We start from the raw sequence: 22,467 nt of genomic DNA, 5'->3' as shown, positions 1-22,467 counted from the left end.
ATATCAAGCGCTAAAATCACATAATCCATTCGCCTTTAAGGTGATTGTTGAGCACTGCTGCCACAATTTTTCATTGGTAACTTTCCCCGCTTTATCAGCATAAGTATAGTGCCCATCTTTGGTTACACCACACACTTTAGCACATTGCAACGCATCTTTTTCGTTAATGCGATACCAATATTGCGTGCGACCAAATAATGAAAATCCAACATAACCACGTACATATAATTTCTTGCCATTTTCTTGTGTCTGCATCTTACAGCTATAAATTTTGCCATTAGCTGGATCCAAGATTGATCCATCTTTATATAATGGTCCTTCAGAGCCATCCTTTTTACCATCTTTACTAAAGCTCCACATCACTTTCAAGCCCTGCACTTGATTATTTGGGTAACCTGAATAGTCGAACTGATAGCCGTTTTCATCTCCTTTACCACATTTCTTACAAGACACATCAGGCACTTGTTTTTTATCATCAACAACATTAACAAAAGGCACAATAATCCTACCTTCAAGTTTGCCATTTTTGCCTTTATACACCTGCAAAATTGACTGTACTTGCTTACCATCATCAGTATATTGCAGCCAATAGCCTACAGGAGAGTAGAGATTTTCCTTTTGATGTGCTGCGGCAATTGTTTGATCATTATATGACTTCACTGACACATTATCCATAGCAGCCTGTGACAATGCCACACTCCCAATGGTTAACATAGAAGCTAATAATGCTATATATTTTCCTTTCATCTCATTTCCTTAATTTTTTATTAAAAGAGGACTTTGACGTGCTCATAGCTACGTATTGTTTCATCCGCTGTTATTAATATTGCGCCATAAAAGTTAAAGCATAAACGACAACAACGCAAGATAAACACTATTGCCACTAGTCGTTTCTTCAAAATTTCGCTAACATACTTGGCAATTTAGTAAATACTTATACCCATCATAAATCATTTTGCGATGCTTAATAGTTTGTGATGGCTATATATCTGCTGCTTAAAACTTAGAAATCGGATACTACAATGCAACAAACTTATGACTTCACACAATTAGAAAAACAAGTTCAATCTTTTTGGCAAGATAATCAATCTTTTAAAGCCGTTAAAGATGTCAATAAAGAAAAGTTTTATAGCCTATCCATGTTGCCATACCCAAGTGGTACATTACACATGGGGCATGTACGCAATTATACATTAGGTGATGTTGTGAGTCGTTATCAACGTATGCTTGGTAAAAATGTTTTGCAGCCCATGGGTTGGGATGCCTTCGGCTTGCCTGCTGAAAATGCAGCAATCAAACACCAAAAAGCCCCGGCTGATTGGACTTATAGTAATATTGCTTATATGAAAAAGCAGTTGCAATCTCTTGGTTTTGGCTATGACTGGGATCGTGAGCTTGCAACGTGTGATGATAGTTATTACAAATGGGAGCAGTGGTTTTTTATCGAACTTTATAATAAAGGTTTAGTCTATCGCAAAAATGCTTTGGTAAACTGGGATCCGGTAGATCAAACCGTCCTTGCCAATGAACAGGTTGTTGATGGGCGAGGTTGGCGCTCAGGTGCCCTTGTTGAAAAAAAAGAGATACCACAATGGTTTATTAAAATTACCGATTATGCAGATGAACTCTTACAGGATTTGCATAAACTAAGTGGTTGGCCCGATGCAGTTAAAATCATGCAAACCAATTGGATAGGTAAATCTGAAGGAATTACCGTAACATTTGATGTAAACGACACAAAATTAGATGTGTTTACCACACGTCCTGATACCTTGATGGGCGTTACTTATTTAGCAATCGCGGCAGAACATCCATTGGCATTACAAGCTGCTCAAGATCACACGGAAATTGCTAACTTTATTAAGAGATGTCAACAAACTTCAACAATGGAAGCAGACCTTGCCACGCAAGAAAAGCTTGGTATTAAAACGCCTTTTTATGCGACACATCCTATCACTGGTGACCAAGTTGAAATCTGGATTGCCAACTTTGTATTAATGAGTTATGGCACAGGAGCTGTTATGTCAGTGCCCGCACATGACGAACGTGACTGGGAATTTGCACATAAATATAATATTCCTTTAAAACAAGTCATTGAAACGACACAAGGAAATACTGATCTTAGCAAGGGTGCAATTACTGAAAAAGGTATTTTAATTAATTCAGATCAATTTAATGGACTTAATTTTGATGCAGCTTTCACCAAAATTGCAGAGTATTTAATCACCAATAATAAAGGTGAAATTACCACTAATTTTAGAATTCGCGACTGGGGAGTTTCACGTCAACGTTACTGGGGATGCCCTATTCCTATGATTCATTGTGATCATTGTGGTATCGTTGCTGAAAAAAAAGAAAATCTTCCCGTTAAATTACCCAAAGATGTTACCTTAACAGGGGCAACTTCTCCACTTAAAACCATACCTGCCTTTTATAAAACGACCTGTCCACAGTGTGGTAGTAAAGCAACTCGTGAGACAGATACCTTCGACACTTTTATGGAATCCTCATGGTATTACGCACGTTATACCTGCCCCACTACTGATAAAATGCTTGATGATGAAGCAAACTACTGGCTACCTGTGGATCAGTATATTGGTGGCATTGAACACGCAATTATGCATTTGCTATATGCACGCTTTTTTCATAAACTCCTGCGTGACGCAGGACTTATTACCAGTAGCGAACCATTTACCAACCTGCTAACTCAAGGTATGGTGTTAAAAAATGGTGCTAAAATGTCAAAATCTAAAGGCAATACGGTTGACCCTCAAGCTTTGATTGAACAATATGGTGCGGATACCGTACGTTTATTTAGTATGTTTGCCGCCCCTCCTGAGCAATCACTAGAATGGTCTGACTCCGGCGTTGAAGGTGCACATAGATTCTTAAAGAAAATATGGAACTATATTCACAGCAATCATGGCAATATTAACCCGCAAGCTATATTAAGCATTGAAACTCTAAGCAATGATGATAAAAAAATACGCTTTGAAGTCTACAGCGTGTTAAAACAAGCACTGTTTGACTTTGATAAAATGCAGTTTAATACCGTCGTTTCAGCCTGCATGAAGATCTTCAACAGCTTGCAAAATGCTTCAAACAGTGGTGTCATTACCGAAGGTGTTAGTATTTTGTTGCGTTTGTTAGCACCTTTCACCCCACATATTACACAAGCCTTGTGGTCAGATCTTGACTTTGGTGATGATATTTTAACAGCAGGATTTCCACAAATAGATAAACAAGCATTAGTCAGTGACCGTTTTACCTTGGTAGTACAAGTCAATGGTAAATTACGTGCCAAGATAGATGTTGCAAGCGAACTCAATGCCAAAGAAATCGAATCAATGGTCATGGCCGATGAGGTGGTTAGTAAGTTTCTTGAAGGTAAAAAGATTAAAAAGGCAATTTATGTGCCTAAAAAACTTATGAATTTGGTAATTGGAGCTTAATTAGTTATGCATTACTTACGTCTTAGAAATTTCAATTTCAAGTTACTACTTATTGCACTTTTTGTAAGCCTTCTTTATGGCTGCGGCTTTCATTTACGTGGTTGGAATGAAGGTATGCCTAAGTTTATGCAAAAAGTGTATATCAACTACAATGGTAGTGATTTTAGCTTTATCAATGCTTTAAACTCTGTGATTACATCCACTGGCGCTGAAGTAGTCCCATCTGCCAAAGATGCCAATATTATTATTCATATTAAGTCTGCTGCTCAAAGTAGCCGCTTAGTTGGCATCACTGGTGGCGCATCCTCTAATGACTATATTATGAGCTACGCGGTTACTTATGATATTTTGAATAACAAAAATAAAATTATCTTGAAAGATCAAAACAACTCTGCACAACAAACTTATACAACGAATGCAACACAACAGTTAAGCAACAACACACAGCAACAGCAAATATACAACAATCTGCAATCTCAGGTTGCCAGTAATATTATTGTGCAAATGCAGAGTATCACTTTAGAGAAGTATAATGCTTCTTCGAGTGAAAAACCTGAAGAACACTTATCTTCGACCAATAACACAATACAAGTTGCTAAAAAGTAAGCACTTCAAAAAGTCTACGATGGACATGCTTTGACTGAGTGTTAGTCACAAAGCTATTTGTATCTTCTATATTCTCCTTCAACTTCACCCAGAGCACGACGTCAAATGCTTTGTGATGGATATATGACTAAAATGAATATGCAATCGTTGTTGATGTTACGGTGTTGACACGCTTTTTATTCGAGCTTGCCCAACTGCTACCATTAATTTGGAAACCAAGTTGTAAAATAAGATTCTTGTAAATTTCAGTTGATAAGGTGCTATTGGTTTGATAAGTGGTCGCATCATCTGCTGTCCAGTTGACTAGAATGCTTTGCTTAAAGCTAGAGCTGTCAGTGAAATTCCAAACATAATCAAGCCCACCTTGCGCACCAAGTGCATTAGAAAATTCACCAGTATCCTTGACTTTTTGTTGTGTTAAACTCGGACCGATCGATGACGTAAGGCTCATCGTGTCGTTGCTATACAGCTGACGCTGATAACCTATAGACTCTGATAAAATATATGTGTAGGTATCAAGCTGATCATTCAAGTAATTAATCCGCCCATAAATACCATTATTTTTATCAAAGTTCCATGAAGTTGTCCCTGTTGCCTGGAATTTATTGGTTTTAACACCTTTACCATCTGGCATATCATCACGATTATACAAATAGCTCATTACCAATGTGTTTTTCCATGGAATAATCGGATTGTAACTAATATTAGCGTTGCCATTATAATTAGTTGCAGCTGAGTTACCCGTTACAATACTGCCACCCAAACCAAAACTTGTACCTTTCCATGGGTTTGCTACAGCTATATTAGGCTTCTTCTGCGATACTGCATTATCATTAGCAATGCTCTCTGGCAAATTTAAACTATTAAGTGCTGCCGTAGACTGTGCTTGTAATGTTGGCTTTGTATTTTCACTTGCACTTGATACTTCTGATGACTGCTCTGCTTGCTTTTTCTGATCTTGGATTGAGTCACTCCAAGGGCTAAGCACTGCTTCACTAGTGGCTGGTGCTTTAGAAGTTGTTGCCATATTATCAACTTTTTGTGGAGCAATAGCTGCTTTTGCGTTTTGTGATACAACCTGTGGATGCGCTTTAGCACTACCAGCATCAGCAATTGCTTGATAATGCTCGGCTAAATCTTCGTAGCTTTGCGCTAAAGCACGATATTTTTGCGCCATTGCTTTTGCGCCATCAGGGCTCATTGCATAAACTGCTGTTACATTAACCATTCCTATCAATACAGCTATAGCAGTCAGCTTTTTTGTCATTGTTCACTCCAATTGTTTATTCACTTTGATTTTTTTGACTATCTTGATTTTGTTTATTTTGTATACTTTGCATATCTTGCTCAGCTTGAGTATCATCAGCTGTTGTCTGATCATTAGCCGATGATACTGTCACTTTGCTTTGACCACTTACTCTATCTTTATCAGTGTTTCCCGTTACATCAACTGCTTTATTGACTGTCTTAGCGTTATTGTTATTGCTCTCTGTCTTAACTGTTTCAGAGTTTGTCTTTGCTTCGTTAGTAGGCTCAACTGACTTTACGACGGTAGCAGTATCTTCCTTTGGTAAATACAAAGGCCCCATTTGCCCACACCCTAATAACAAGGCAACAGGAGTAAGCAATGTAAATAATTTTATAGATCTTTTTGTCATAATCTGCTTGGCGCTATGTGAATATTCGTTAAAATAATTCCCAACATAATAAGAAACATTGCGCACGAAGCCAAATAGTATTATGGTTTTTCTGCGTCATACCCATCGTAAATCACTTTGTGATGAGTATAAATTTGGCATCTTTACGAAGGAATATGTGTGATTAAAAAATTATTACTCAGTATTGTTGGCATTATCGCACTTGCGGCTGTATTAATATTTATTTGGCTGGTATTTATTTTTAATCCTAATGATTATAAGTCTTGGATCAACAGTAAAATAAATAATGACCCCAATATCCATATCATGCTTAATGGATCAGTAGACTTTTCGTTAAAATCAATGCAGTTTAACGCTAAAGAGGTAACTATTAATGCGCAAAATGGTACTTTTAATAGCCATTGGCAAGATGCAACGATTAAGATTAATCCTCTGGACTTTTTTATTCAGCCTAGCAATCCATTTGAGTCTTTATCATTACGAAACGGTGAAATTCGTGCCGCGCATCAACAATTTAAAATACCACTGCTTGACATCATTGAAAAGCATCAGCGCTATAATATTAACACTGACCTAACCAATGATGCCAAACAATTAAGTATTCAACTTACTTTAACCCCACACCCTAATAGTACTGAAATTACAGACTTAAGTGTACAAACCACTTTAAATAACTTACCAATTTGCCTTAAACTACCAACTGTTTACCTAAATAATAACAGCATGATCAATAAGGTTGATAATATTCGCCTGAAAATCAATGATCAGCTCTTAATCGGCAATATTAGCCAAATCATACTTAAGCCAAACCTTTCCTTTAACGGGAAATTCACAGCACCAAGTCTTGCATTAGCACAAGTGATTAATCTTGACGGTTTTAAATTGGATCTAAATGCATTTGTATTTAATTTTTCTTTTTCACAAAATATTGCATCACCCAAAGTTGAAATTAATATTAATGCACAAAGCGCTAATCTGATAGGCATTGATCTAAATGCTATTGCTTCCTCTACACACAATTTATTAAGCGCTGTTGACAACGGCAATGGTATTGGTAGCGCCTTTCAAACATTAAAATCACAACTATTACCCCTTATGGCCAAAGACAAACTTATTGCCAACCCAAATAAAAGCACCCAATTAAAACAGCTTAGCATTCAAAGCAGTATCAATAATAATCAATTGCAAACAACCGCTATCAGCTGGCAAGCACCCGAGTTTATGATCACTGGATATGGACAAATCAACTTAAGTACACATGCATTAGACTACCCACTTTTGCTTCATATTAAAGGCACACCAAGTTTGATTATTCCATATCATTTAAGATATCAGAATAAGCAATTTACAGCGGCGATTAATCAAGCGCAATTACAAAGAAACTTACAACCTATTATTGAAAAAGCGCTAACGAATGCCTTGAATAATAAACTAGGTTCATTCTTTAGGTAAATACATGATCGAAGATCTCGCAAGCTTAAAAGGCATTGGTAAATCAACGCTAGCAAAACTTAATAAAGCAAACATTTACACACCATGGGATTTGTTACTTCATTTGCCTAAAGATTATCAAGATAGACGTACTATCACACCAATTGGGCATACCATCTCAGGAACAAAACAACAAATCGCTGGTGTCATTCGCCAAGTGAATATCAATAACTTTGGCAAGAAGCATCTAAACTGCTATTTCTCTGATGATAGTGGCATGTGTAAAATGCACTTATTTAAATTTTATCCTAACCAAATAAAGCTGCTACAAAAAGGTAAAGTTATTCGCTGCTTTGGTGAAATTAATCATACTCACCAAGGCATTGAAATTATCCATCCTGAGTGGCAAATTATCCATGATCAGAATAAAGCATTAAGCGGTGAGATTACTGCAATTTATCCAATGATTGAAGGCATCAGCTCTGCAGTTATTCATAAACTCATTAGCCAAATTAAGCCATCTATCGCTTTTAAAGAGCTACTTCCTAAACAAATCCTACAACATCATGGTTTTATGAATATCAATAAGGCATTAATAGATATTCATTTCCCACAAAACAATGTGTTTGAACAGTCTATCAGGCGTGTGAATCAATCGCGTTATCGTTTAGCCGTTGAAGAAATGCTAGCACATAATCTTAATGCTAAAAAGGCGCGCTTAACGAATCAGACAACATCGTTTGCAAAGATCAAGATCAATCAATCATTGCTTGATAAATTTATTAATATGCTACCTTTTGCACCAACTCAAGCTCAAGAGCGCGTTATTGCTGAGATTTTTGCTGATCTTATAAAACCAAAACCATGCTCTCGCCTTGTACAAGGTGATGTAGGCTCAGGTAAAACCGTTGTCGCCAGCGCTTGCTTGATTCAAGCTGCTGCTAATAATTTACAATCTGTGATGATGGCACCAACGGAGATTTTGGCCGAACAACATTACCATAATCTAAGCAATTTGCTTGAAGCATTTGATATCCCTGTTGTATTTATCGCCCAAAAACTTACTGCAAAAGAACGCAAAAAAGCACTTGAAACAATAGATAAACAACACAACTGCGTGATCGTTGGCACACATGCGGTTTTTCAACAAAGCATTAATTACCCCAAACTTGGCCTGGTGATTATTGATGAACAACATCGTTTTGGTGTTGAACAACGTCTGGCATTAATTGATAAATCAACGAACAACAACTGGCAACCACATCAAATTGTGATGACTGCCACTCCAATCCCACGAACATTGGCAATGACTGTTTATGGTGATCTTGATCTATCGATCATTGATCAGTTGCCACCTAATCGCAAACCCATTACCACTAGCGTGTTAAATCAACATAAAAAACAAATCTTAATCAACAAACTTGAGGCGCATATAAGCGCTAATGGTCAAGCCTATTGGGTATGTCCACTAATTGAATCATCCGAAGTTTTAGTAACATTGCAGGATGCTGAATCACTCTTTGAAACAATCAAAAAAATGCTACCTAACGCACGCATCGGTCTTATCCACGGCAAGATGAAGGCTCAAGAAAAAACATTTATTATGCAGCAGTTTAAAGCACATGAGTTGGATGTATTGGTTGCAACAACCGTAATTGAAGTTGGTGTTGATGTCCCTAATGCAAATATTATGATTATCGATAATGCAGAGCGTTTGGGTTTATCACAACTTCATCAATTGCGTGGACGAGTCGGACGTGGACACAAAGAAAGCAACTGTATTTTACTTTACCAATCACCTTTATCACTTACGGCTAAGAAGCGTTTAGAGCTTATGCGTCAAACCCAAGATGGTTTCATCATTGCTGAAGAAGATCTTAAACTAAGAGGTCCCGGAGATATCTTTGGTAAAAATCAAACCGGTGATATTCAATTTAAAGTAGCCGACTTAAGCCAACATCAAAATCTATTTGATGCAGTTACCTCTATCGCCGATGACCTTATAAGTCATTACCCTCAAATAGTTGACTCAATCATACAACGCTGGTTAGTTAAAGCAGATGAGTATATCAAAGCGTAATTAACGAAACGCATGCCATATATGATCAGCAAGCTTTCGGCTGACGCCTTTAACCTTAGCAATTTCATCAACTGAGGCACGTGATAACTCTTGCCAGCCACCAAAGTGACGCAATAGTGCTTGCCGGCGTTTGCTACCTATCCCTTCAATTGACTCAAGTACAGATTCTGTTTGTTTTTTTGCAAGCTTTTTTCGCTGCGCTTTGATGGCAAAGTCATGTGCAGCATCACGAATCTGCCTTAATAATAAAAAGGCTAAATCATGTTCTGGTAAATGATACACCTTATCATCAAACCCTTGAAAAATATCTTCTTTACCACTGATCCGCTCAATACCTTTGCCAAGACTCAATAGCTTAATATTGTTTTGCTGCTCGTATTGTAATAATACTTCTTCAGCTTTTTTAATCTGTCCTTTACCACCATCAATAATCATAACATCTGGTAGATTGTTAGCTTCAATCCCTGATTCAACTCGTCGTGTAACCACTTGTTTAATTGCAGCATAATCATCGCCTGGTGTAATACCTTCAATATTGTAACGGCGATGTGCAGACTTTAACACACCACTTTGATCAAATACAACACATGAAGCAACAGTAGCCTCACCTTGGTGGTGACTGATATCAAAACATTCGATACGTTTAATCGCTGACATACCAAGCCACTTTGCCAAAGCCTCAAAACGCTGAACAAATTGCTGTTTGGATTGCAAGTTCATTTGTAATTTTTGGCGCGCATTGATTAAGGCAAGTTTTTGCCACTTAGCATTATCAGCAATAGCTTCTGTAATCCATTTAATCTGTCGTTCAGCCTTTTGTGCAATACTTACCAGTAAAGATGCTGACACATGAACTTCCTTCGGTAAAATGACTTCTTCAGGCCAAATTGTACGTGGCTCTGCTAAATAATAATGTGATAAAAAAGCCTCTAAAATATCTGTTAATGTACTACCATCTTGCGTCACAAACCAATGCTTATCATCTGTAACTTTACCCTCTTCAATACTGACCAAGGTAATACAGACCTTATCCGCCTCTTGTAAAATACCCAGTACATGCAAACGCTTATTATTGAGCTTATCTAAGAATTGCTGCTGTTGCAGTTTAGTTAGTAATGCTAATTGATCGCGCAACTGTGCAGCAAGTTCAAAATTTTCCTCATTGGCTGCATCTTGCATTTTTTGTGAGACTTCCTCCAACACAGAGGTGAGCTTGCCACGCATAAATTTGGCCAAAAGATCAACTTGTATTTTATAATTTTTGGCACTTATTTTATTGACACAAGGCGCACTACAACGCTTAATTTGATATTGCAGACAAGGACGTGAACGATGATTAAAATAACTATCTTCACATTGTCTAATTGGAAAAAGTTTTTGCAGTAAGATCAAAGTTTCCTTCATTGATGATAAAGATACAAAAGGTCCAAAAAACTGCCCTGCCTTACGTGGTTTACCTCGAAAGCCTGATAGCCTTGGAAAGACATGATCACTTAAATACAAATAAGGATAACTCTTATCGTCTTTAAATAAAATATTATACTTAGGTTTATGCTTTTTAATGAGCGCACTTTCTAATAAAAAAGCATCATAATCACTTGGTGTCACCGTGACATCAATAAACATTACTTGTTCAACTAAAGTCTGTGTTTTGATATCTTTAGCACCCTTTTTAAAGTAACTATTGACACGTTTATAGAGATTTTTAGCTTTGCCAATATATAAAATCGTATGTGCTTTATCATACATACGATAAACGCCTGGATGTGTTGTTAAATGCTTTAAAAAAGAATCCAGATCAAACGCGCGCTTGGCATTTTCAGCATTATCTGCATCAAACATATAGGTAAAATGAATTTAAAAACGTTATTCTTTGTTACTTTCAAGATCAATCAGTTTATGTCTAATTGCCATATGTGTTAATTCAACATCACTGTCAATGCCTAATTTTTCAAACAAACGATAGCGATAACTATTGACAGTCTTTGGACTTAAGCACAACTGATCCGCTACTTCATTGACTTTTTGACCACTGGTAATCATGATTAATACTTGCATTTCACGCTCTGACAGCACATCAAATGGCGACTCATCATCATGACTTAAATGTTTTAATGCAAGCTGTTGTGCAACTTCAGGTGACAGATAGCGCCTTCCAGCATAAACCGTTTTAATCGCTTGAATCATCTCATCAATACTAACTCCTTTGGTCATATAACCAGAAGCACCTGCTTGCAACACACGTGTTGGATAAGTAAGGTTCCTCGCCGTAAACTGTCACAATCAAAATTTTGATCTGCGGGTAAGTTTTAGCAATACGCTTTGTCGCTTCCAACCCACCCATGCCAGGCATTTTAACATCCATCAAAATTAGATCTGGTAACAGTTTAGAGGTTAGCGTAATCGCCTCTTCACCACTTGCTGCTTCACCAACAATTTCAATATTGTTCACGTCACTTAATAGCCTCTTGATACCAAGCCTTACCAAATCATGATCATCAACCAAAAGCACTCTTATCATTACCTTGCTCCCATGTTTTAGGCTACCTCATAAGGAAATATGCTCACCCTATTTGCAGATTAGCTTAGACTGTTTAGGTCAAACACTCAAAGCCAAAATTGATTAATACGCATACTTGCTTGTGAGATTTTGACCATAGTATAGCGTAAAATTCCCAATATTGCTGTAAAGATATGAGCTATTTTACTTGTATTTCTCACTTTTATTTGTAAGATGAAGCATTTGTGAGATGACAGTCACTATCAATGATTACAAATAATAATGATTTACAGACCATTGTGCAGCTACTCATGGCAGAATCAATGATTGCACTAGACACTGAATTCTATTGGCGCAACACATATTACCCTGAGTTATGTCTTATCCAAATAGCAACATCTAATCACATCTATCTGATTGATGCTTTATCTGCTGATATTAACTTACAGCTATTAAATCCACTTTTTGCTAATAAATACACGCTCAAAATCATGCATGCTGCAGAAAATGACATCAAGATTCTCAAACACTATTTACACTGCACATTTAATAGCATATTTGATACGCAAGTTGCCATGGCATTTTTAGGTCACGATCATCAATTGTCGCTTAGTAACACGTTAAATTATTTAGGATTTGATGACTTAAACAAAGATGAAAAAATGTCTGACTGGCGTCAACGTCCATTGTCAAATGCACAAATAGCCTATGCAAAGTCTGATGTTATCTCACTGATTCAATGCCAAAAACTCCTAACAGATCAACTTAAGAAAACAGCATGGTTAAGAGCCTTTGAAGAAGAAATGCATTTTATCCAAAAGGTTCATTTTAATCACACTGTCGATGCGCCTTTAAAATTTAAATATCATTTGGCACGCTTGAACGCTTCTGCACGTACACATTTAATCCAACTGGCAATCTGGCGTGAAAAGTATGCGCAAAGCAAAAACTGGGTGACACGTTATATACTTTCAGATCAAGAGCTTCTAAACCTTGTCAAATCAAATCCAGTAGATGTACAGTCTATCAGTGATAAAAACATCCTTTCACACAAAAAAACACAACGCTTTGGATCTCAAGTCATCCAAATATTACAATCAACAGATGTTAAGTATGATACTAGCTTTATTGAATGTACACGTATTAAGATCAATCAAGAGCTATTACGATTATGTTTTGAACACCTATCCGAAATGGCTAACAAAATGCGGTTACCAGTAGCATTGGTATCATCAAAGCAAGAACTTAAACATTTTCTCTATCAAAAACTAATCAACCCTAAACATATGGGCAGCAACAAGCTCAATACTGGCTGGCGCTTACAAATTTTCGGTCAAATGATACTTGATTATGCACATGCCCAATGTTTAATCTTAGAACTTCCTTATAAAAAGCTTGACGAATCAGAATGATATTCTACGCTTAAGAATGCCTCGCATTGTTTATCAACTAAGGAGAATACCAATGAAAAAATCATTATTTGTATTACTTATTCCAGCGAGTTTGTTATTACTTAGCACTAATAGCTATGCAGCAGGTAATAAAGCATCTGTGTCCAATATTCAGCTAACCTGTAATGGCACGGCTCTTACCTTAGGTCAAAGCCAAGCTGAAATAGCCAAAAGCTGTGGCGAACCTAGTTATACACGCAACTATAGAAAGTCCAATAGCACAACGCTAACGTATAAACAGGTGGATCCGAAAGATAGCTTGATTGTAAGTAAAACTAAATTCAAGTTTATCAATGATCAGTTAAAGGAAATTTCTTATGAATTTGAAAATGAGAAGTTTGATGATTAAATAATATCCTGATAATATTATAAACTCAATCCTATACGTCTAGCGACGGTTTTATAATGTCCGATCACATCGCCTAAATCTTGGCGAAAACGATCCTTATCAAATACCTCTTTTGTTTCTTTATCCCATAATCTACATCCATCAGGACTAAACTCGTCCCCTAGTAGTATCTCACCTTTAAAGCGTCCAAATTCAAGCTTATAATCAACTAGCAACAAGCCTGCTTTAGCAAAAACTCCAGATAAAATATCATTCACCTTAAAAGTCGCTTCACGCATAAAGTGAATTTCTGATGCCGTTGCCCAATTAAAGCTTAAAATATGTGATGTATTAATCATTGGGTCCCCAAGAGCGTCATCTTTTAAAAAGAATTCAAACACGGGCTTATTGAACTTCATGCCTTTTTCAAGACCCAAGCGCTTACAAATTCCACCCGCAGCGTAATTACGCACTACACATTCAACAGGGATCATTTCAAGTCGTTTCATTAGGCTTTCATTATCACTTAAAACTTTAACAAAATGCGTTTTCACACCTTCTTGTTCAAGTTTTTGCATAATATAGGCATTAAATAAGTTATTAACACGCCCTTTATCGGCCAGAGCCTCCTTTTTAACACCATTAAATGCTGTGGCATCATCACGATACTCAATAATGACTTTATCGGCATCTTCACTATGATAGACTGACTTAGCCTTACCCTGGTATATCAACTCTTTAACCATTTTTATTGCCTTTTATCTGTTATTTAAGTGGAATATGTGATGCAATTGCAGCCAAAATTGGCTTTGCTTTATCCACTGGAATCAGTACCTGTTTGATATCAAAAAGTGAAACCCTTAATTGTTTTTGCTCTTCTCTAAAGAAATTACGCCAATTACTCATATCACTAAAGATCGAACCATTTTGTGTGTATGGATACAAGTACAACAAATAACTCCGATTCTTGCCATCCTCAAACAGAATCGTTTGCTCTTTTGCATCATATGCAACATATTTATAGCCTGCGTCTTTTAATGCACGTTCCAGGGTTTTACGAATTACACCTGTATTACCGACAAACACAATAGATACAACTTTATCCTTAGTATAAAGCTGGAACTTCAAACCATTTTCGCTATTAATAAAGCCAAATTGAGCATTAACCAATGTTTCTTCAGTAACTTTTTGTCCTTCTATCGATTTTTGGATTTGCTCAACAATGCTACTTGCCGCTTTGGTAACAGCAGGCTTTTCATCCATGTTAAACAAAGACAACTCAGCACGTCTGAATTCATTTTTAACATGTGCAACAAAGATGTAATAAGACTCACCAGAAGCTTTGTCTTTAACGACAAAACGACTATTATCTTGATCTGTCTTTTCAAGCGTTATGTTAGGCAACTTGTCTTTTAACGCAGATTCAACAATCAGCCACGTTACCGCATAAGGCTCATAAACAACAAGTTTAGCTTGATTGTCTTTGTCATAATTTAGTTTCGTTGAGACGATATAAAGCTGTTTTTGCTCAACGGCACTAACATCATAATTCGACACAAAGTTAGGTGGCAACATCGCATTTTGCGCTTGAGACAACTCATCTTTAGTAAAGCTTGTTTGCCCTTTAGGAATAACCAATGCCGGATGAATATTAGGGTCTGTTGAAACAGATTTTGGCACTTCTAGTGGTTTATTTTGCTCAACAGGTTGGCGTGCGTAATCAAAATCACGATTACGGAAAAAATGACTCGTTGACGAACAACCCGCCAACGTACTGATACTTAAAATTGCAAGTGTACATGCAGTGATTTTATTAAATTTCATGACTACTTTACTTGAAAAAAGGTAACGGCATTATATACCGCTCGCAAACCATTTTATAGTGTTTCTGCCATTGAATTTCTCGTTCTTTTAAGTTCTTTGATATTGCTAATAACGGATGCTTAAGAAACGATGAATCATTTCATTGTTTTAGCAAATCGGCACCCAAAGACTCTATCAAGGACAGCTATTATCTGCAATCCAACAACTACATTGAACTTTCAATAAATGATTCACAAGTAAGATACACATGCAAAGATGAAATACGCACAGAATTTTAGTGTAAAAGTTTCAGTTATTTAAAAAACTAATATTCCTATCAGCAATGTTAATTTCCATCATTGATCAAAAAACAGTAAATTCCCTCATGCAACACAAACATACACGGAGAAGAAAATGAAAAAATTAAGTTTAATAATTGCGAGTAGTCTTATGTTATCAACTACAGCTTTTGCCTCAGTTGGTGTCGAAAAAAGGGATGTCACAGAGGCTGTTGAAAAAGTAAATAATATTAGCTTTCCAAAAGATGGCAAACCACAACCAACTAATATTGAGCAATTAGAGTTGACTATCAAAAGCGCTAAACATAATAAATATATTGCAGCTACTGTACATGCTGCTAACTTTGTTTCATTAGCTTCAAAGCAATACAATGCGTTCTATCATGCGCCAGAGTTCCAAGCAACAATAAAGTACTATGATGCATTTTTACATGATTTATCTGATACTATAAGTAGTTTTCCAAAAATTGATCAAATGGATAAGTCATTGACCAATGCAAGTACTAACTTGCAACAACTATGGAATGCTCGCGTGGCATTTCTTAATGCATATGACGCCACATCACAAAATGCTTATGAGTTTAATTATTTACTAAACTATATGGCAGTTCATGCAATAAATATGACACAGAACAATAGTGACCTTGTAAAAGCGCAAAATACATATGTTAAATTCAATGCGTTAGCTTACAGCATTCCAACTAATGCATTTAATAGCTATTATCAAGCCCGTGGCATGGCTATTGAAACAATCTATGCTATCAATCAAGATATGGTTGTTTCTGCTTTGCAAAACGTACAAACCAATGCCAAGGTTCAACAGTTGTCTGAAGCAGCCAACGATATATCGGCAGCAATTGATGGCTTTTTGAACCTTACTTATACGTTTAAATTTCTAGGCGAAGATATTTCAATTCCATTAATACCTAATCAAATAAAAAATATGGTACATAGTGCATTACAGAAATCTGGCTTTAATGACACTACAAATGCATTAAAGTTTCTTTTAACCACAACAATGGAAGGTCAACCGATCGCGGCAGATTACAATAACATTAAAAACGCTAAGGATAATATGTTTGCCAATGTAATGTTTACCTTATCAACAATGCTTGCACAAAGCATTAATAACAACATGCAAGATCCTCAATTTCATATTAGTGATGAACAAGCATATTATGTTATCACCTACCATCTAGCGGAAATGATCAATAAGCAACTGATGTAATAACATAAAAAAACCACAAACACCCTTCGACATTTCGCTGTTTTTTCAGTATAAAAGGCACATTAAAAATGCGCTAGTGATAAACTCATGATCAGACGACGAAATATACTTGCCGCTTGGATTTGCTTTCTTGGCGGCTTTTTTGTGCTCTATCAATTTCTACTACAAGGATCAACCAGCTTAATGGTGCCAACGTTAATGCGTGATTTATGCATTAACTTGACTGAAATTGGCTTTTTATCTTCTGCATTTTTCTACCCTTACATCCTTTTGCAAATCCCATCTGGCTTTATTATCGATAAATTTGGACCTAAAAAGACCTTATTTATTGGTGCACTTATCTTAAGTTTAAGCACACTGGGTTTTGCTTTTTCTGAAGATTTTGCTACCGCAAATACCTCTCGTATTATCATGGGTATTGCCAGTGCACCAGGTGTTGCTTGTGCCATGTATCTTGCAGCACGCTGGTTTCCCAAGAGATTCACCATTGTTGCTGGATTGCTTGAAATGATGGGCATGCTTGGAGGAGCTGCAGGAGATTATTTTCTTGAGCATGCAGTCAACGACTATGGTTGGCGTGCAGCAATGATTATATGTGCAGTGATCGGCTTAGCACTTGCTGCTTTGATTTTAATTTTTGTTAAAGGTAATGCGCATGAGTGCTGTGAGATTGACAAACAAACAAATTGTCAAACACATACGCTAAAGCATTTTATAGTATTACTAAAGGATACTGATGTGTGGCGTTATAGCTTATTTGGCGGATTAATTTTCACCATTATTAGCGCCTTTGCTTCTCTTTGGAGTATTGGTTTTATTCAAGTGCTTTATCCAGATCAAGGCAATCACGCTGCCCATGCCACGGCACTTATCTTTATAGGTGCTGCTGTTGGCGCTGCTGGCAGTGGTTGGCTTGCTAACAAAATTCGCTGTAGTTATGTGATGCAACTATTTAGCCTTATTACACTGATTAGCTTTATCATCCTGTTATATATCGCGATACCTTTTTATCTTGGCAATATTTTACTTTTCCTACTTGGTTTTGGCTCCGGTGCGTATATTCTGCCATTCCCCTCTATTGAAAAGCTATCTCATCCCGATGCCCAAGGTATGGCAATGGGATTTACCAATATGATTATTATTGGTCTGGGCGGACCAATATTGCAGCCATTAATCGGTTGGATTTTAAGTTGGTATCAATCGGCTTATCAATGTAATGCCAACACCTTAGGCGGATTTCAAACTGCCTTATTGCCTATCTTAATTGGATTGATTATTGCAGTAATCCTGAGTTTTATTCCTGCAAAGTCAGCAAACGTTTGCAATACATCTATGTGATCGTTAATACAATAATCATAAAAATCATAGCAAAAAAAATACTGTACTTAGCAAAGTCAAAGGGAAGAGGTATAAAGACAACAAATGTCTTCAGCTTAGGCGCCAACACTTAAACGGTAAAAGTGGGCAAAGTAGCCATAATTTTTTATCAAGGTATTTTAGATTAACTCCTTTGGCCAATCATCCACGATTGTCCCCAGTGAGTAACCATAAGAAGATAATTTTTCTTTGATTTCATTCAGAGATTTGCGACCAAAGTTTGGTGTTTTCATAAGCTCAGATTCAGTACGCTGCACTAACTCGCCGATGTAACGAATATTCTCTGACTTTAAACAATTTGCTGAACGTACCGTTAAATCTAATTCTTCAACTGTTTTTAGTAAGAACGGATCAATTTGCGGCTCTTCTTCAACATACAAACGTTCTGCCAACTCATCTTCATCAACAATATTTGACATTTGCGTTTGAATTTTTTGTGCTGCCAAGCTTAGCGCTTCAGATGGTGTTAAACTACCATCTGTTTTGATTTCAAGGATTAATTTATCCAAGTCAGTTTTTTGTGCAACACGCGCATTCTCAACATTATAGCTGCAGCTCACGATTGGCGAATAAGACGCATCTAGCATAAACCAGCCATCAGCAAAGTTTTGCTCGGCAGCAATATAACCGACGCCTAGATCAATGTGACCATCGATTGAGAGCTTCTCTTTACCTTCATAGTGACAGATATAAACATCAGGATTTAAAATCTCTAGACCTTCAGAAACCGTTAAATCTGCCGCATAGATTTCTTTTGCCTTACCTGAAAGCTTAATTGCAATCTCAGCTGTCTTGTGTTCAGGAGACAGTTTAAACTCAATGGCTTGTAAATTAAGCAAAATCTCTTCTACTGTTTCAGTCGTTGGCAACTTAACAGACAAATCATCACCATCGTTAAACTTAACACGCGTTAACGCAGCACCTGATAAAGCATTGGCTAAAATTTGTTTTAATGAAAATCCAAGCGTATAGCCAAAACCACGCTCTAAAGGTTCCAAAATAATCTTTGCTTCTTTATCATTTTTCTCAAGGTTATTCACTGTTGTCGGATGCAACAAATGTTCTAATGCCATCGTTTTATATACCCTTTTGTTTATATATCTTACATCTCAATGCTATTTAATTACTTGACAAGGCCAAGCGTCAAATAGCAAGATTTGATAAATACAGATGTCGAAATTTTGCAGCATTCTATCAAATTTTTTCTAAAAAACCTAAAAGAAATTGACATTTGATGAAAAGTTATCGAAGCACATCAGGTATAATCACGTCCCCTCTTGACAGGTATGCCTTTGCTATTTAGCATGCCAGCGTCATATTAAACCAATAAAGTAGGTGTTTTTAATGAAAATTTTAAGTGTTGATTACTATGCCAAAAACGCGGCAAAGCGCTTTACCGACTCTTTGAAACAAACAGGATTTGGCGTATTAGAAACACATCCTATCAACTGGCAACTCATTGAAGATGTGTATAGTGAATGGCGTGAATTTATTAATTCAAAAGCTGCCCACAATTATTATTATGATAAAACAACTCAAGATGGTTACTTTCCAATGGACATCTCAGAAACTGCCAAGGGTGAAACTACACGTGATCTTAAACATTATTTTCATTTGTATTTTCCTAATGGGCGTTATCCTAAAGAAGTCTCTAACAAAGCACGCGAACTGTTTGAGAAACTGTTTGAGCTTGGCAAGACCTTACTGCAATGGATTGATGATCATATGGATCCAAAGACCTCCCAAAAACTCCACATGCCACTAGTAGAAGCTTTATCATTTGATCGTACATTATTTCGTGTGTTACATTACCCTGCCATCAAAGGTGATGAAGAACCAGGTGCAATTCGTGCTGCAGCACATGAGGATATTAATTTAATCACACTTTTACCAGTTGCTTCCTCACCGGGCTTGGAGGTTTACGCACACAAAGAAGATAAATGGTATGAAGTACCCTGCAAGCCTCAATCCATTATCATCAATATTGGCGATATGCTACAAGAGATGACCAACTTTGAATACATTGCCACTAAACATCGTGTGGTGAAACCTGAAGGTGAAGCACAGGGTGTTGATCGCATGTCAATACCGTGTTTTATGCATGCAAAAGCTGATGTATATTTATCTGATAAATACCCAACTGCTGACGCATTTTTGGATGAGCGCTTGATTGAGCTTGGGGTTAAATAATATCCCACCTAAACTTAAAATACTTTTTGCTTGTTAGCTAGATTACTAAACAATGCTTTATTTATCTGCTAAAAAAAGCTACGCTTTTGCCATCTTAAAAAGGAACAGACTCATTATGACCGGCAACTTCCAAAAACTCATCAAAAACACATTGCTCTATGGTATTATTACTTTTATTATTTGTGCACTGAGTTATATTTACATTGATCGTTTATTAGTCATATTAATTAGTGAGCAACTTCAGCATAATATTCTTATTAAACTTTCCAATCTTCTGTCATTTATTTTTGATCCGGATCATTGGTTTGTTCTTTTTATTATTCTTGTGCTTATCTGTATTTGGCAAAAAATACGCACTAAATTGAATCCTCACTTACTCGTATGGACAGTAAGTTTATTTATCTCGATTGCTGTAGCGACAGTGATCAAAGTGACTCTTGCACGCTATCGTCCTGAGCTGTTCTTACAAGATGGTTTATATGGATTTCACTGGTTGTCGCACAAACGCCTATTCAACAGTTTCCCATCAGGACATGCCACTCTTGGATTTGCAGGCTTATTAGGTTTAGCCCATTTAGTGGCAAACAAAAAGTTCACTGTGTTATGTATTATCATCGCACTTGTTATTACTATTAGTCGAGTCTTAAGCACACAACATTATCTAAGTGATGTTTTAGGAGGTGTTTATATTGGCACCTTTAGTTACCTATGGGCAAAGGCACTAGTGGCACAATATGTAATAATGAAAAAATAAGTTGCATTACCCATTCAGTGAAATTGCATTTAAAATGTACTTTTAACACACATGACTATTAAATAATCATGCTATTAAAATCATTGAGGAACTTAAATTCGCTCGGGAAGCTATAGATAGCTTTAATATAGAACCATCTGGTAAATTAACTTTAGTTTCACCTACAAGTATTAATAAAAAATGGGTAAATCAAATAACTACTGAGTTTTTAATAAAGTATCCTAAAATTCAATTAACTCTTTGTGGCAGTAACTCGCCTTATAGAATTTTTAGTGGAGAAGCAGATATTGCTATTAGCAATATTAATTTAGTGCATAAAAATATTATTAAACTCCCTGTTTTCTCCTCTTCTAAAAGTTTATTTGCATCACCATCATATATAACAAAATATGGATGTCCAAAAAAAATCAGTGATCTAATTAATCATGCATGCTTACTCAATATAAAAGACTCTACAGATTTAAGCTGGGAGTTTAGTGAAAATGAGAAAATTCGAATTAATCCTCGTTACATAACGGATTCTACAGACAATTTAGTTAAGCCAGCTATAGATGGCTTAGGAATTATTTGGGTTAGTAAAGATCTAGTTCAAAATGAATTGAATGTAGGTGAACTGATTGAAATAGAACTTGATATTGTTACCCCACCTTTAAATTTTTATATTTATTATAAGCCTGTAAGTAGAGCCTCAAATATAAGGTTATTAAGTGATTTTTTAGTAAAAGGTTTGCAAAAGAACTGTAACCGCTCGGTAGAGGGTATATCTACCCCATAGTAGCATCTGTCTCATTATTTTAGTTACTATAATCAGAAGCAAAAAAGAGCATTTCTAAAATTCAGTTTTACAATTTTTAGATGATGATGTACGATCGCTACATCAAAAATATTTTGTGATATTCAAAGGTGAGAGGGGGAGTCATCGCATGGGAATTTTATATGTTTACCTTTATATTGCTAGCTTTGTTGTATCACAAATATTAGTTTATAAACTAGGACAAAATTATAACGCCTTTTTTGTACTGTTTTTTAATTGTACCATAGCAATTGTATTTTTTAATTTCTTTGAAATGTGTAGAGGTCAACTTATTGAAAACTTTCGTATTGCTTTTATGAGTAGAGGAAAAGAATTATTTATGATGTCTGCACATGTTTCATTGATGTGGATTTTTAGTTATGCATCTACTATAGAATCATCTGCTCGCTTTGGCATAACAATTGACTTTCTAGCAGCCTTTACCTTTATTAACCTAACATATAGAAAGTATTCATTTCTTAACTTAATAAGCTCACTTCTCTGTACACGAAGAAAA

At 36.3% G+C, this 22,467-nt stretch carries 21 protein-coding genes; 12 read left to right on the top strand and 9 right to left on the bottom strand.

Going from position 1 to position 22,467, the window contains the following annotated elements; genetic code table 11:
* Nucleotides 1-3 precede the first annotated feature (3 nt).
* Complete coding sequence (locus tag DNK85_RS01655; protein ID WP_119327844.1) at nt 4-747, bottom strand: DUF2147 domain-containing protein; 744 nt, start codon at nt 745-747, stop codon at nt 4-6.
* A gap of 275 nt (nt 748-1,022) precedes the next feature.
* Here DNK85_RS01655 and leuS point away from each other — a divergent pair, with 275 nt between their 5' ends.
* Together leuS and DNK85_RS01645 are read left to right on the top strand one after the other, a co-directional pair.
* Entirely contained in the window at nt 1,023-3,452 is a 2,430-nt protein-coding gene (gene leuS, locus DNK85_RS01650; RefSeq protein ID WP_119327843.1) for a leucine--tRNA ligase, read from the top strand.
* Nucleotides 3,453-3,458: 6 nt separating this feature from the next.
* Nucleotides 3,459-4,058, top strand: coding sequence for an LPS-assembly lipoprotein LptE (locus DNK85_RS01645; protein WP_119327842.1), 600 nt, complete (start codon nt 3,459-3,461; stop codon nt 4,056-4,058).
* Nucleotides 4,059-4,185: 127 nt separating this feature from the next.
* On the opposite strand, the gene DNK85_RS01640 is transcribed toward DNK85_RS01645, so the two are convergent.
* On the bottom strand, nt 4,186-5,325 hold the full coding sequence (locus tag DNK85_RS01640) for a DUF481 domain-containing protein (protein WP_119327841.1): 1,140 nt from the start codon (nt 5,323-5,325) through the stop codon (nt 4,186-4,188).
* A gap of 16 nt (nt 5,326-5,341) precedes the next feature.
* Nucleotides 5,342-5,716 carry an LPS translocon maturation chaperone LptM gene (gene lptM, locus DNK85_RS01635; RefSeq protein WP_119327840.1) on the bottom strand — a complete coding sequence of 125 codons (375 nt, stop codon included), beginning with the start codon at nt 5,714-5,716 and terminating at the stop codon, nt 5,342-5,344.
* Nucleotides 5,717-5,875: 159 nt separating this feature from the next.
* Between lptM and DNK85_RS01630 the strand changes: the two genes are divergently transcribed.
* Together DNK85_RS01630 and recG are read left to right on the top strand one after the other, a co-directional pair.
* Nucleotides 5,876-7,168 carry an AsmA family protein gene (locus tag DNK85_RS01630; RefSeq protein WP_119327839.1) on the top strand — a complete coding sequence of 431 codons (1,293 nt, stop codon included), beginning with the start codon at nt 5,876-5,878 and terminating at the stop codon, nt 7,166-7,168.
* A 4-nt stretch (nt 7,169-7,172) separates the two neighbouring features.
* Nucleotides 7,173-9,227 (top strand): ATP-dependent DNA helicase RecG, encoded by a 2,055-nt coding sequence (recG, locus tag DNK85_RS01625; protein WP_119327838.1) that lies wholly within the window; start codon nt 7,173-7,175, stop codon nt 9,225-9,227.
* On the opposite strand, the gene uvrC is transcribed toward recG, so the two are convergent.
* From uvrC to DNK85_RS12360, 3 genes are read right to left on the bottom strand one after another with little or no spacing between them, the layout of a single operon-like run.
* On the bottom strand, nt 9,228-11,069 hold the full coding sequence (gene uvrC, locus DNK85_RS01620) for an excinuclease ABC subunit UvrC (protein WP_119327837.1): 1,842 nt from the start codon (nt 11,067-11,069) through the stop codon (nt 9,228-9,230).
* 24 nt (nt 11,070-11,093) lie between these two features.
* Nucleotides 11,094-11,441: a LuxR C-terminal-related transcriptional regulator gene (locus tag DNK85_RS12365; RefSeq protein WP_268876820.1), complete on the bottom strand. Its 348-nt coding sequence runs from the start codon at nt 11,439-11,441 to the stop codon at nt 11,094-11,096.
* Nucleotides 11,425-11,748, bottom strand: a complete 324-nt coding sequence (locus DNK85_RS12360; RefSeq protein ID WP_268876819.1) for a response regulator — start codon at nt 11,746-11,748, stop codon at nt 11,425-11,427. The genes DNK85_RS12365 and DNK85_RS12360 overlap by 17 nt, the downstream gene beginning before the upstream one ends.
* Before the next feature lie 245 nt (nt 11,749-11,993).
* On the opposite strand from DNK85_RS12360, the gene DNK85_RS01610 reads away from it, so the two are divergent.
* Nucleotides 11,994-13,139: a ribonuclease D gene (locus tag DNK85_RS01610; protein WP_119327836.1), complete on the top strand. Its 1,146-nt coding sequence runs from the start codon at nt 11,994-11,996 to the stop codon at nt 13,137-13,139.
* A 52-nt stretch (nt 13,140-13,191) separates the two neighbouring features.
* Nucleotides 13,192-13,527, top strand: a complete 336-nt coding sequence (locus DNK85_RS01605) for a DUF2845 domain-containing protein (protein WP_162896466.1) — start codon at nt 13,192-13,194, stop codon at nt 13,525-13,527.
* Between the two features lie 17 nt (nt 13,528-13,544).
* Here DNK85_RS01605 and purC read toward each other — a convergent pair whose 3' ends face one another.
* Together purC and DNK85_RS01595 are read right to left on the bottom strand one after the other, a co-directional pair.
* Nucleotides 13,545-14,252 (bottom strand): phosphoribosylaminoimidazolesuccinocarboxamide synthase, encoded by a 708-nt coding sequence (gene purC, locus DNK85_RS01600; RefSeq protein ID WP_119327834.1) that lies wholly within the window; start codon nt 14,250-14,252, stop codon nt 13,545-13,547.
* Nucleotides 14,253-14,271: 19 nt separating this feature from the next.
* Nucleotides 14,272-15,330 (bottom strand): hypothetical protein, encoded by a 1,059-nt coding sequence (locus DNK85_RS01595; RefSeq protein WP_119327833.1) that lies wholly within the window; start codon nt 15,328-15,330, stop codon nt 14,272-14,274.
* 393 nt (nt 15,331-15,723) lie between these two features.
* Here DNK85_RS01595 and DNK85_RS01590 point away from each other — a divergent pair, with 393 nt between their 5' ends.
* Complete coding sequence (locus tag DNK85_RS01590) at nt 15,724-16,836, top strand: hypothetical protein (protein ID WP_119327832.1); 1,113 nt, start codon at nt 15,724-15,726, stop codon at nt 16,834-16,836.
* Between the two features lie 87 nt (nt 16,837-16,923).
* Nucleotides 16,924-18,174, top strand: coding sequence for an MFS transporter (locus DNK85_RS01585; protein WP_119327831.1), 1,251 nt, complete (start codon nt 16,924-16,926; stop codon nt 18,172-18,174).
* A gap of 158 nt (nt 18,175-18,332) precedes the next feature.
* On the opposite strand, the gene DNK85_RS01580 is transcribed toward DNK85_RS01585, so the two are convergent.
* Complete coding sequence (locus DNK85_RS01580; RefSeq protein ID WP_119327830.1) at nt 18,333-19,286, bottom strand: DNA-directed RNA polymerase subunit alpha; 954 nt, start codon at nt 19,284-19,286, stop codon at nt 18,333-18,335.
* Between the two features lie 271 nt (nt 19,287-19,557).
* Between DNK85_RS01580 and DNK85_RS01575 the strand changes: the two genes are divergently transcribed.
* From DNK85_RS01575 to DNK85_RS11740, 4 genes are all read left to right on the top strand, one after another.
* Nucleotides 19,558-20,403, top strand: a complete 846-nt coding sequence (locus DNK85_RS01575) for a 2OG-Fe(II) oxygenase family protein (protein ID WP_119327829.1) — start codon at nt 19,558-19,560, stop codon at nt 20,401-20,403.
* A 115-nt stretch (nt 20,404-20,518) separates the two neighbouring features.
* Entirely contained in the window at nt 20,519-21,157 is a 639-nt protein-coding gene (locus DNK85_RS01570) for a phosphatase PAP2 family protein (RefSeq protein WP_162896465.1), read from the top strand.
* Between the two features lie 73 nt (nt 21,158-21,230).
* Nucleotides 21,231-21,932: a LysR substrate-binding domain-containing protein gene (locus tag DNK85_RS01565; RefSeq protein WP_119327827.1), complete on the top strand. Its 702-nt coding sequence runs from the start codon at nt 21,231-21,233 to the stop codon at nt 21,930-21,932.
* A gap of 148 nt (nt 21,933-22,080) precedes the next feature.
* Nucleotides 22,081-22,467, top strand: a 387-nt coding sequence (locus DNK85_RS11740; RefSeq protein WP_208123120.1) for a hypothetical protein, incomplete at its 3' end; no start/stop codon positions are given.

The organism is Cysteiniphilum halobium, from assembly GCF_003574425.1.
Taxonomy (GTDB): domain Bacteria; phylum Pseudomonadota; class Gammaproteobacteria; order Francisellales; family Francisellaceae; genus Caedibacter; species Caedibacter halobius.
Note: the sequence above shows the minus strand (reverse complement) of the source record. Positions and strands in the feature narration are given on the sequence as shown.

What these genes read in the sequence shown, in the direction of transcription:
- DNK85_RS01655 (WP_119327844.1), bottom strand. Translation starts at nt 747, where the DNA reads ATGAAAGGAAAATATATAGCATTATTAGCTTCTATGTTAACCATTGGG.
- leuS (WP_119327843.1), top strand. Translation starts at nt 1,023, where the DNA reads ATGCAACAAACTTATGACTTCACACAATTAGAAAAACAAGTTCAATCT.
- DNK85_RS01645 (WP_119327842.1), top strand. Translation starts at nt 3,459, where the DNA reads ATGCATTACTTACGTCTTAGAAATTTCAATTTCAAGTTACTACTTATT.
- DNK85_RS01640 (WP_119327841.1), bottom strand. Translation starts at nt 5,325, where the DNA reads ATGACAAAAAAGCTGACTGCTATAGCTGTATTGATAGGAATGGTTAAT.
- lptM (WP_119327840.1), bottom strand. Translation starts at nt 5,716, where the DNA reads ATGACAAAAAGATCTATAAAATTATTTACATTGCTTACTCCTGTTGCC.
- recG (WP_119327838.1), top strand. Translation starts at nt 7,173, where the DNA reads ATGATCGAAGATCTCGCAAGCTTAAAAGGCATTGGTAAATCAACGCTA.
- uvrC (WP_119327837.1), bottom strand. Translation starts at nt 11,069, where the DNA reads ATGTTTGATGCAGATAATGCTGAAAATGCCAAGCGCGCGTTTGATCTG.
- DNK85_RS12365 (WP_268876820.1), bottom strand. Translation starts at nt 11,441, where the DNA reads ATGACCAAAGGAGTTAGTATTGATGAGATGATTCAAGCGATTAAAACG.
- DNK85_RS12360 (WP_268876819.1), bottom strand. Translation starts at nt 11,748, where the DNA reads ATGATAAGAGTGCTTTTGGTTGATGATCATGATTTGGTAAGGCTTGGT.
- DNK85_RS01610 (WP_119327836.1), top strand. Translation starts at nt 11,994, where the DNA reads ATGATTACAAATAATAATGATTTACAGACCATTGTGCAGCTACTCATG.
- DNK85_RS01605 (WP_162896466.1), top strand. Translation starts at nt 13,192, where the DNA reads ATGAAAAAATCATTATTTGTATTACTTATTCCAGCGAGTTTGTTATTA.
- purC (WP_119327834.1), bottom strand. Translation starts at nt 14,252, where the DNA reads ATGGTTAAAGAGTTGATATACCAGGGTAAGGCTAAGTCAGTCTATCAT.
- DNK85_RS01595 (WP_119327833.1), bottom strand. Translation starts at nt 15,330, where the DNA reads ATGAAATTTAATAAAATCACTGCATGTACACTTGCAATTTTAAGTATC.
- DNK85_RS01590 (WP_119327832.1), top strand. Translation starts at nt 15,724, where the DNA reads ATGAAAAAATTAAGTTTAATAATTGCGAGTAGTCTTATGTTATCAACT.
- DNK85_RS01585 (WP_119327831.1), top strand. Translation starts at nt 16,924, where the DNA reads ATGATCAGACGACGAAATATACTTGCCGCTTGGATTTGCTTTCTTGGC.
- DNK85_RS01580 (WP_119327830.1), bottom strand. Translation starts at nt 19,286, where the DNA reads ATGGCATTAGAACATTTGTTGCATCCGACAACAGTGAATAACCTTGAG.
- DNK85_RS01575 (WP_119327829.1), top strand. Translation starts at nt 19,558, where the DNA reads ATGAAAATTTTAAGTGTTGATTACTATGCCAAAAACGCGGCAAAGCGC.
- DNK85_RS01570 (WP_162896465.1), top strand. Translation starts at nt 20,519, where the DNA reads ATGACCGGCAACTTCCAAAAACTCATCAAAAACACATTGCTCTATGGT.